This is a genomic window from Methylibium sp. T29, assembly GCF_000576205.1.
Classification (GTDB): Bacteria; Pseudomonadota; Gammaproteobacteria; order Burkholderiales; family Burkholderiaceae_C; genus Methylibium; species Methylibium petroleiphilum.
In genome coordinates, this window is the sequence record NZ_AZND01000126.1 from 1 (window position 1) to 10,070 (window position 10,070).

Consider the following 10,070-nt stretch of genomic DNA (forward strand, 5'->3'; position numbering starts at 1 on the left):
CCACGCGCCAGCTCGCCAAGCGCCAGCTCACCTGGCTGCGCGGCATGCCGTGGCGCCGGACGGTGGCCTGCGACGCGCCCGACGCAGCGCACAGGTGGTGGCGCTGGCGCGGCAACTGGTCGACGAGCGCGAGGCCGCGGCATGAGCCTGCTCGCCATCGACGGCCTCGCGAAGCGCTACGGCGACAGCACCGTGTTCGAGCAGGTGTCGCTGCGCGTCGAGGCGGGCGAGTTCGTCGCGCTGCTCGGCGAATCGGGCGTGGGCAAGTCGACGCTGCTCAACGCCATCGCCGGGCTGGACACGGTGGATGCCGGCCACGTGCTGCTGGACGGCGACGACGTGACCGCCCTGCCCGAGCGCGCGCTGGCGCTGCTGCGGCGCGCGAAGCTCGGCTTCGTGTTCCAGGCCTTCCACGTGCTGCCGCACCTGAGCGTGGCCGACAACGTGGCGCTGCCGCTGCTGCTGCTGGGCGCCCCCGATCCGGCGCGCGTGCAGTCGGTGCTGGACGCGGTGGGCCTGGGCGGGCTGGGCGAGCGACTGCCGCAACAACTGTCGGGCGGCCAGCTGCAGCGCGTGGCGATCGCCCGCGCGGTGGTGCACCGACCGCGCCTGATCCTGGCCGACGAGCCCACCGGCAACCTCGACCCCGCCACCGCCGAGCGGGTGATGGACGTGCTGGCTCACGAGGTGAAGCAGCAAGGCACGGCCTGCCTGCTGGTCACCCACTCCACGGCCGCGGCGGCACGGGCCGACCGCGTGCTGCGGCTCACGCCGAAGGGCGTGCAGCCGGCCGCGGCCTGAAGGCGCGGCCGGGCCTCGCGGTTCAGCCGCAGGGGTTCTCGGCCACGGCCTTCTGCGGGTCGGCCGCGAACTCGTTGAAGGCGCCGATCGCACGGCCGGCGTAGGTGATCGCGGCGGTGGCGACCGGCGTGGTGTGTGGCGGTGCGCTGATGAACTCTTCGTGGACACCTTGCGGACAGTCCGCATGCGGGTCGGTGGCCCGCCTCTGCATGCGGTGCTGCTCGCCACAGGAACTTCACGGGGTGATGACCGCTTTCGCTCCTCATCAGCCAGTCATTGACGCGTGCTGAGCGGCTCTTTGGCAGCGGTTGCTGCCAGTGGCCGTCAGTCGGTGACAGCGCCGTCACCGGCACCAAGCTGACATTCGCTGCCACCGCGAGCGCCACCCGTGAGTGCGCGGCGAACGTCAAGGTGACATCGCTGGACGGGTACGCTCCTGGAGATTTCCGCTCCAAAAGTCCTTCGCCGCCTGCTAGTCCCACAAGACGGGGCCCAGCCCATCCAGGAACGTGCGGTGCTGTTCTGCCGACGGACCTTCTGCAATGGTGGTGGCAGAAAGGTCATGGCACTCACGGCCCGGCCTTAGTCGGCGTAGGTGGTACCGGATTGCACCTGTGCCTCTAGGTATCGGAGCGCGAGCACAACGGGCTCCGCTTCGTGCAAGCAGATGGTGGATTCCGCCAAGATGCTAGGGGTTGCGGTATGAAGGAGGGTTGCAGCTGCGACAACCGCCCCAAGTAGCGCTGCTGCAATGAGGGGTGTGAGCTTCACGGGGTCTTTCGGATTGGCAGATGCCACCTGTAGTGACCCGCCTCCGACATCCCCCACGTTTTTGCCGCTGCGCAGCGACAGAGGTGCTGTACCATGCCCGCAAGGCGTCTGAGCCGAACCTGTTCCCGGGTTAAATCAGACACAGCACTTGGCGCCACCGAACGGACTTCAATCCGGGTCGATGCGTAATCGGGAAACGTCGACCACGCAGATTGGAGTGCCGTATGGCCGCTACACCCCTTTGCGAGGCACCGCTCGCCGCCCTCAAGAAGTCGCTCCGCGACGAGTTCCCCCACGTCAAGTCGTCGCACCTGAGCGAGGCGCTGGCCCACAGCCTGGGCTTCCGGACCCACGCCGCCATGCAGGCAGCGATGGTCGGGCCTGAGCAAGACCGTCCCTTCGCCCTGCTGCAGACGCAGCGCTTCGTCGAGCGCCTGAAGCAGCTCGGCTACGAGGACGACCCAGAGTTCGACTTCGAGATGACCATCCTCACGCCCGTGCCGGGCGTCGTCTCGACGGTGCCGGACTCTGCCTACGACATTGAATACAAGACGACGCGGCAGAAGGCCTGGCGCAACCTGATGGTCTGCGCTGTGAACGCCGCCCTGGAGCAGAAGCTGTTCACCCTCCGGCCTGGCGACAACCGCTTCCCGGACAACATGCGCCGCGGCGAGGTCTTCGACTTCGTACTGCCCAACGGGCTGCCGGCCCGTGGGTCTGTCTCAGATGCCGGCTTCAACGAGCTGTCTGTGCACGCCGCGGTGAATCCCAAGGGCGACATGGTCCGCGCCTTCAACGGCGGCTTTGACGCCGGCGACGCCTTCGGCACAACCTGGGTCGAGCGTGAGCGGGGCGCGTGGATGCAGTCGTCAGACAGCTCGTTCAACTGCCGGAAGGGCCTGTTGGACCATCTTGCCGCGCTGCAAGTCGAGCCGATGGGCTACGGAGACCGCGGGCGGGTCATCATGTGAGGCACAGCGAGCCCGTCTCCACGTCGCGACGGGTCCACGCACCAGAGCACATCTGGCGCTAACGATAACAACAACTTCAGGAGGCCTGCTTGCACGCGATTCCCTTCGAAATCCCGCCGCCCAAGAACGAGGCGGACTTCGAGCGCATGTGCGCGCACGTGTACGGCGTCGTCTTCGATTACCGGATGCCCAAGATGAACGGCCGTCGTGGCCAAGTTCAGGGTGGCGTCGACGTCTTCGTGAAGGAAGCTGGCGTCGGGCGGGTCGGTATCCAGTGCAAGAAGTACACGATGAAGCCCGTCAAGTGGGACGACGTCGTGGACGAGGTCGGAAAGGCCGACAAGCACGGCACGCCCATCAAGAAGCTCATTCTGGCTACCACCGCGCCGAACGACGCGGCCTTGCTGAAGAAGGTTCAGGAACTCTCCGACGCGCGCGAAGCCAAGGGGCTGTTCCCAGTTGAGGTGGAGTTCTGGGAAGACATCTGCAATCACATTGACCGGTTCCCGGTCCTTCAAGACAGCTACGCACCGAACAGCCCTGGCGCCGCCTACCACCGACAGGACGCGGCTCTCAGCAACTTGCAGACCCTTGTCCTGGAGCAGCGCGACACGCTGCTCGGCATGTCTGCGCTTCCGACTGCCCGGCTCGACTCCGTCGACCGGCTCATCTCGGACCAGCTAGACCGAACCAACGAGCTCCTGAAGGCGGGCCGATACCGCGACGCGCTCGACCACCTAGCCGTCGTCGGCAAGGACCTTGGGCCCTTCGACGCCCACCAGAAGGCCCGCTGGTACCTGCAGAAGGGCCTCAGTCTCTGGTTCATGCGCCTGGACGACGGAGAGGCGGCCCATCTGTTCCTGAAGGCGTTCGAGCTCTACCCGAACGACGAACGCATGGCTGCGGCTCAGGTCCGAGGCTCATGCTTGAGAAGAAGCTGCCTGAGGCTAGTTCTGCGGGAGAGGCGGCGCTCGAGCGGTTCCCTGATTCCCAGCAAGTCTGGTTCGCGCTGGCCAACGCCCGCCTCGTTCAAGGCGAGCCGGTTCGGATGTCCGACGTGCCTGAGGCGTTGAAGCAAGAGCCCGATACGCTGCAGTTCCTGGCGCAGGCTGAGCTCAAAGCTGGGAATCTGGACGCAGCCATCAAGTTCAGCCAGGAAGCGGCCAACCATCCCGCAGCTGCGTTCTTCATCCGGGCCAACGCGCTTCGCATCGCCGCTGAGTGCGGTTCGAGGTTCCCGGTAGGTGCGATGACGGGCGCGCTGCCGGTGCGTGAGACCGAGGCACTCGAGTTCGCGGTCGCTCAGTTCAACCCGTGGCATGAGCGCCTTTGGCAGATTCAGTCCGAGTCAGTGACGGAGACCGTCGCCCACCTCGGCTACGCGTTGTTGATGCTGCACCGCTTTGGCGACGCGCTGGCTCTTGCCAAGGACGCTGAGGCGCAGGGGCATCGCTCCGCCGAGATTCTCCGCACCCAGGTGACCGCTCTCTTCGAGCTGGACCGTGAAACTGAGCTTCTCGCTCTTGCGACGGGGCGACTGGCCGAGATGAACGACGCCAGCTTGACTGTCGTGGGTCAAATCGCCGCCAAGAACGGAAACCTGGCGCTGCTGAAGCAGACGCGGGACGCAGCGCTGGCGCGAGACCCCGTCGACAGCGAGACGGCTGAGCTGCTGGCTGCCCTCCGCTGGGACGCGTTGACCCGAGCCGACCAGCAGGACGCGGCCGTCAGCGAGGTGATTGCAGCCAAAGTCGATGAGACCGGCGGTCTCATTTCTGCCTGCGTCGCGGCGCGCGTCCTCAACCGTGCAGGCCGCGCGCTGGAGGCCGACGCCATCGTGCAACGCGCCAAGACCTTGGTCACCGAGGAGAGCAATGACGGCCAACGGCTGATGCTGGCGGAATTGCTGTTCTCCATGGGGCGGTTCTTCGAGGCCGGGGCCCTGTTCGAACGGCTGGTGACGCCCGGTCGCCTCTCCGACCTGCACAACAGGCTGCTCGCGTGCTACGTGCGGTCTCACAACCGGCGCAAGGCCAAGGAGATGCTCGCAGGTCTGCCCGCAGAGTGGATTGACAACGACGAAACCCGCAACCTCGCCATCGAGCTGGGGCAGCAAGCGGCCGACTGGGCCTTCGTGCGCCCGTTGATGGACGCCCAGTTGAAGAAGCATCCGACCGCGGCTGGAAGCTGGGTCTTCAAGATGGGCGTGAGCCTGCACTCATCGACGCCGCCTGAGTTTCAGAACGACCTTCGCAGTGTCCCGGAGCTGCTTGAGGGCCGCATTCAGCCGATGGCGCAGCTGGCTACGCTGGAACTTCGCTACGGCGAGGCTGAACGGGGCATGCGTCGGCTCTATCGAATGCTTCGCCGCAACCTGGATGAGCCGGGGGCGCTGTCGGCGTACTTCATCTCGGTCGTAGCAGCACCGGGCACGTTGCCGCTCATGGACGAGAACCTCCCGGCGGTCGTGCCGGGCAGTTGCGTCACGCTGGTTGATGAGTTCGGGCACGCTACGCAGCTGGTCATCGACCCGTCGAACGTAGGAGAGCTGCCGAAGCGCACAGGCTACGCGGACCAAGCCGCACCGGAGGCGGCGGCGATGCTCGGTGCCGTGCTTGGGCAACAGGTCAGCCTTCCGGCCCTCGCGTTTGGCGACACGAAGGCGTACACGGTGACCGCCATCCAGTCGGCGTACCGACACATGCTGCAGGTCGTGCAGGAGCGGGCCCGTGAATTGGGCGGGCTGCCGAACATGAAGATGGTCCCTGTCGGCATGACCGGCGACGGGGAGCGCGACCTCGCGCATATGAAGGCCGAAGTCATGCGCTCTTCGGCCATTGCGCGGCAGCTCTTCGACGTTTACGCCACGGGGCACATGACGCTCTCCGGCTTCGCCGAACGTCAGGGTCGCAGCACCGTTGAAGTCGTCTTGGGCTGGCCATCTGAAGGACCGCCGCTCTTTGTCGGTACGGGCATCGAGGCAGAGCGCGTTGCCGCGCTTCAGCTGCTCGCACGACCCGACGCGGTCTACGTCATCGACGCCATGACCATCGCCGAACTCGTCAATCTTGGGGTTCAAGAGGCGCTCGGTCACCTTCCAAAGGTGCTTGTGTCGTCAGTGACCAAGACGATGCTGGAAGGGCTCGTGCGCGAGGCCGAAGAAGACCGAAGTGTCGCGACCAGCACGGAAGTCGAAGGGCAGCTTGCCCTCATCGAGCACGACGCTCGGTACCACGCGCGCCGCATTGAGTTCTTCAAGGCGCTGCTTGCCGCAGTCGAGCAGTACTGCGAAGTGCAGCCGGCCTACGGCGAGCTACCGAGCGAAGGAGAGGCGCCGCGCCTGGCTGAGGTGCTCCAGGACGAAGAACTGGAGGTGTTGCTGCTCGCCAAATCGACGGGAGCTACCGTCTTGACGCTCGACGGTCGGTTCCGATTCGTCCTGGAAGCGGTGGCCAAGGTTCCCGGCGTCTGGCCCCAAGCACTGCTGATGCACTGCGCAAGCAAAGATTTGGTCGACCCGATGAAGCTGGCGGCAGCAACCATTCGCCAGTTTCTGACCAACCGGAGCTTTGTGTCGCTGGGCTCAGGCGACCTCACCTGGATGGTCTTGCAAGGCGGTGCGTACCTGCAGCAAGGCATGCGCCGCTTCAAGGGCTACCTCTCGTCGCCCGATACCGAGTTCGCTTCGACGGTGAGCGTCGCGTTCGAGTTCTTGTCGCGAATCGCGACTCTGCACATCCATCTCGGCGCCTTCGGGGAGTTGTTCGAGCACGTCGTCGAGGCGGCCATGCGGCACAAGCAATGCCCCGCCGACTTCCACCTTGCCGTTTCGAACTTCGTCGAGGAGCTTACGGATTCGCTCAGTGGCAGGGAGCACCTGTACGGGGCCGTCAATGTCCAACGAAGCCAGCGCGTCTACCTGCAACGGCAGTTCTTCGCGCAGCGTTTTGTTCGCGCTCGTGACCGCCTGAAGGAGGCGCCGGACAATCGGCCAGTCGCTGTGCGCGCAGTCTTCTGCAGCCCCATTCCTTGGTTGGTCGCTGACAAGTCGAACACCGCCCCTGCTGCCGCGACGGAGTTACAGCCGCCGGCGCCTGGTGAGGGTCTGCCTTCGGGCGAGGTTGCCGACGCTGCTGAGACGGCTACGAAGGCGAGTCAACCTGGCAAGGCCTTCCTGGTTGCTGCGCCCAAACCGAGGTTCGGTCGGGGCTGACGGGGTTGGCCGCTCCCTCTGGCGGGCCGTCCCTATGATGTGGTGATGACGCCTCCCACGCACCCCACCGTTGCAAGCCAAGACGTCCCGATGAGCGAGTTCGTGGTTGACGACGCGTTGGACGTGTTGACCACGGACAGTCTCGGGCCTTGCATCGCCATCGGCGTCCGGCACGGCGAGTGGTTGGCGCTGCTGCACCAGTTCGGGCCAAGTCAGGGGGCTCCTGAGTTTGAAGTCTTCTTCCAGAAACTGGACGAGCTTGTTCCCCTGGAGTCGCGAAGCGGTCTGCGGCCGGTTGTCGCCGGCGGCAAGCTCGATTTCGAGCACGATGGCGAAGACGCTTGCGTCAACGCGGTGACCGTTGAGGACCGAGCTTGGGTACTGCGCGAACTTCAGCGCCTTGGCTTCGGTGAGCCGCACGCATGTTGGGGCGACACCGACTCAAAGTGCCAGGTCGTTCGTCTCGACAAGACGACGTCCACTGCGGTGGTGACGACGGAGGGCTGGGACGGCCGTCTGATGGCCAGCTTCACCGTCCCGCTTCCTCCTGGCTGAGCGTTCAGCCCACGATTGAATGCAAAGACGGGTCGAAATGGCCCGGTCGAGGTCGATGCTGCGCTGCAACAGGTCTAACGATGACGTGTCGGGATAGCGGTTGATCCAGGGTAAAGCCGGACGTATTGAAGGCGACTGACTGCCGCCATCGGTGCCCCAAGCGCTTGAATGACCACTGAGTGCGAGAGCGGTCCTTGAACAGCGGGAATCGACTGACTCAGATCAGTCTAAAGCTGCCATTCGTGACGCTACGCCCGTTTCGCAGCGGTCGCGGCCATCCGGACAGCGAAACCGTATTCACGCTGATCGACACTAGTCGGTCGTCGGGCTCACCTGTTTGCGCAGGGCCGAGTGCGAGCTACCAGATGTGCAGCTTGCGCAAAACCGCGCGCTGCAGCAGTCGGTGGCGCCGGTGGTGTGCGCCAAATGTCCACCGTAGTGCACCCCAGTGCGGGCCCAGGTCCCGCAGGGCCCAGCCGCTCAAGCCTTCACTTCGACCACCTGCTCGAAGCCACCGAAGATCATTCGCTTGCCATCGAAGGGCATGGGCGGATTGCCGGGGGTGGAGGGTCCATGCGCGGGTCTTCCAGCATCTTCTTCATGCCGGCGTCGCGCGTGGCCTTGTCCGGCCATTCGACCCACGAGAACGCCACCGTCTCCTCGGCCGTCGCCTGGACCGCACGGCGGAAATCGGTGACCTTGCCGTCGGGGACGTCGTCGCCCCAACCCTCGATCACGCGGATCGCTCCGAGTTCGATGAACAACGCGTCGAAATGGCGTGCGTGCTCGATGAACTGCTGCTTGTTGGCCGTGGGAACCGCGATCACGAAACCGTCGATATAGGACATGCCTTGACTCCTGGTGAGGGTTGACTGGTCGACGCACCCGCTCAAGCGCGCCTCCTGCCTTCACGACGAACGAAAGGAGGCTGAATCGACAGGGCCGCTGGCACTGTAGGCCACCCTTCCGGACCGTGCCGCCAGACCCTTCGCCTCGGGAATCTCGCCCAGGCGAGACGGGTGAAGCTGCTCGGTCGTGCAGCCGTGGAACTTCTTTCTGGAACTTCATGATCAGCGGGTTCTACTTGTCCGGATCGATGCGGTCGGTGCTGCCGTGCCATGCGGTTCTCGATGCATCCGCTGAACGCAAGTGTGTGATGCGAACTTTGCGCTTTTCGGAACCCTGCAAAGCGGCCACAGTCACGCACCATGACCCTGCACGACCCGCTCCTCGCACCGGGCGCCCTCACCCGCCAGCTGGTGTGGGACGGCTTCCGGCAGATGACCCCGATCGCCGCCTTCGTGCTGGTGTTCGGCGCGGCCTTCGGCCTGGCGGCCACCCAGCACGGCCTGCACGCCGGCTGGGTGGTGACCATGAGCGCGCTGGTGTTCGCCGGCGCGGCGCAGTTCGCGGTGCTCGACCTGTGGGGTCCGCAGGTGCCGGTGCTGCCGCTGGTGCTGACGGTGTTCGCCATCAACGCCCGCCACCTGCTGATGGGCGCCACGCTCTACCGCTGGCTGCGCCCGCTGCCGGCGCGCCGGCGCTACGGCGTGATGGTGCTGGCCTCGGACGCCAACTGGGCCATGACCCTGCAGGCCTTCGGGCGCGGCCAGCCGGGCCTCGGCCAGCTGCTGGGCGGCGGCCTGGCGCTGTGGCTGTTCTGGGTGGTCGGCACCTGGCTGGGCACGCAAGTGGGCGACCTGATCGCCGATGCGCGGCGGTGGGGGCTGGACATGGTGATGGGTTGTTTCCTGCTGGCCATGGCGGTCGGCGGGCAGGTGAAGAACCTGCGCCTGCTCGCCATCTGGGCGGTGGCGGCCGGCGCCTCGCTCGCTGCCTGGCGCTGGCTGCCCGAGAACAGCCATGTGGTGGCGGGCGCCCTGGCCGGCGGCCTGCTGGGCACGGCCTGGAAGGAGCGGCGCGATGAGCCTTGATTCGCTGGGCTGGGGCACGCTGCTGATCGTGGCCGTGATGGCGCTGGTCACGCTGGCCACGCGCTGGGGCGGCGTGTTCGTCATGTCCTTCGTGCCCATCGGCCCGCGGGTGCGGCGCTTCATCGAGGCCATGTCGGGCTCGGTGCTGATGGCACTGCTGGCGCCGCTGGCGGTGCAGGGCGACGGCGGCGCGCGGCTGGCGCTGGCGACCACCGCGGTGGTGATGCTCGTGCTGAAGAAGCCGCTGCCCGCCATCGCCGCCGGCATCGTGGCGGCGGCGGTGTTCAGGCAGTTCTGACGGCGAGCGCCCGTCTGGCAACATCGCCGGACCATGCCGCCCGCCGCCCACGACGCCGCCCAGTTGCTCTGGCGCTGCCGCCAGTCGGGCAACGTCATCGACGCCCTGCCCGACGCGCTGCGCCCCGGCGACGCCGCGGCCGGCCATGCGATCCAGGCCGCGCTGGCCCAGGTGGCCGGCAGCCCGGTGGTCGGCTGGAAGATCGCCGCCACCAGCGCGGCCGGGCAGGCGCACATCCAGGTCGACGGTCCGCTGCCGGGCGCATTCTCGGCAGCTTCGTGCACGCTATGGGCGCCACGCTGTCGCTCGCCGGCAACCGCATGCGCGTGGTCGAGCCCGAGTTCGCATTCCGCCTGGGCGCTGCGCTGCCGCCGCGCGCCACGCCCTATGCCGTCGACGAAGTGCTGGCGGCCGTCGCGTCGCTGCACCCGGCCTTCGAGCTGCCCGATTCGCGCTTCGCCGACTTCGCCCGCGCCGGCCTGGCGCAGCTGATCGCCGACGACGCCTGCTGCGGCCGCTTCGCGTTC

General features: G+C 66.5%; 8 protein-coding genes and 3 pseudogenes. 9 read left to right on the plus strand and 2 right to left on the minus strand.

The features are described from left to right. Together x551_RS27460 and x551_RS14225 are read left to right on the plus strand one after the other, a co-directional pair. Window positions 1-145, plus strand: a pseudogene (locus x551_RS27460) (tRNA (adenosine(37)-N6)-dimethylallyltransferase MiaA); the annotation flags it as partial. Further along, window positions 142-801, plus strand: a complete 660-nt coding sequence (locus tag x551_RS14225; protein WP_173402809.1) for an ABC transporter ATP-binding protein — start codon at window positions 142-144, stop codon at window positions 799-801. The pseudogene x551_RS27460 and the gene x551_RS14225, both read left to right, overlap by 4 nt. A 22-nt stretch (window positions 802-823) precedes the next feature. Here x551_RS14225 and x551_RS14230 read toward each other — a convergent pair whose 3' ends face one another. Further along, window positions 824-1,012 (minus strand): hypothetical protein, encoded by a 189-nt coding sequence (locus tag x551_RS14230; protein WP_036234555.1) that lies wholly within the window; start codon window positions 1,010-1,012, stop codon window positions 824-826. Between the two features lie 784 nt (window positions 1,013-1,796). Between x551_RS14230 and x551_RS14235 the strand changes: the two genes are divergently transcribed. The 4 genes from x551_RS14235 to x551_RS14250 all read left to right on the plus strand — a co-directional run bounded on the left by x551_RS14235 (window position 1,797) and on the right by x551_RS14250 (window position 7,311). Next, window positions 1,797-2,543 carry a hypothetical protein gene (locus x551_RS14235; RefSeq protein ID WP_036249098.1) on the plus strand — a complete coding sequence of 249 codons (747 nt, stop codon included), beginning with the start codon at window positions 1,797-1,799 and terminating at the stop codon, window positions 2,541-2,543. A gap of 89 nt (window positions 2,544-2,632) precedes the next feature. After that, complete coding sequence (locus tag x551_RS23605) at window positions 2,633-3,616, plus strand: restriction endonuclease (protein ID WP_051495849.1); 984 nt, start codon at window positions 2,633-2,635, stop codon at window positions 3,614-3,616. Window positions 3,617-5,586: 1,970 nt separating this feature from the next. After that, window positions 5,587-6,756, plus strand: a complete 1,170-nt coding sequence (locus tag x551_RS28210; RefSeq protein WP_343252144.1) for a hypothetical protein — start codon at window positions 5,587-5,589, stop codon at window positions 6,754-6,756. Between the two features lie 90 nt (window positions 6,757-6,846). Then, window positions 6,847-7,311, plus strand: a complete 465-nt coding sequence (locus tag x551_RS14250) for a hypothetical protein (RefSeq protein WP_036234551.1) — start codon at window positions 6,847-6,849, stop codon at window positions 7,309-7,311. A 480-nt stretch (window positions 7,312-7,791) separates the two neighbouring features. On the opposite strand, the pseudogene x551_RS14255 reads toward x551_RS14250, so the two are convergent. Next, window positions 7,792-8,159: pseudogene (locus x551_RS14255) on the minus strand (DUF1428 domain-containing protein). Between the two features lie 360 nt (window positions 8,160-8,519). On the opposite strand from x551_RS14255, the gene x551_RS14260 reads away from it, so the two are divergent. The 3 genes and pseudogenes from x551_RS14260 to x551_RS26510 form a co-directional block, all read left to right on the plus strand. Further along, window positions 8,520-9,245, plus strand: coding sequence for an AzlC family ABC transporter permease (locus x551_RS14260; protein WP_036234544.1), 726 nt, complete (start codon window positions 8,520-8,522; stop codon window positions 9,243-9,245). Next, a complete protein-coding gene (locus tag x551_RS14265; protein ID WP_011829632.1) occupies window positions 9,235-9,543 on the plus strand; it encodes an AzlD domain-containing protein in 309 nt (102 codons plus the stop codon). Before x551_RS14260 ends, x551_RS14265 begins: the two co-directional genes overlap by 11 nt. A gap of 287 nt (window positions 9,544-9,830) precedes the next feature. Continuing rightward, window positions 9,831-10,070 (plus strand): annotated as a pseudogene (locus x551_RS26510) (hydratase); the annotation flags it as partial.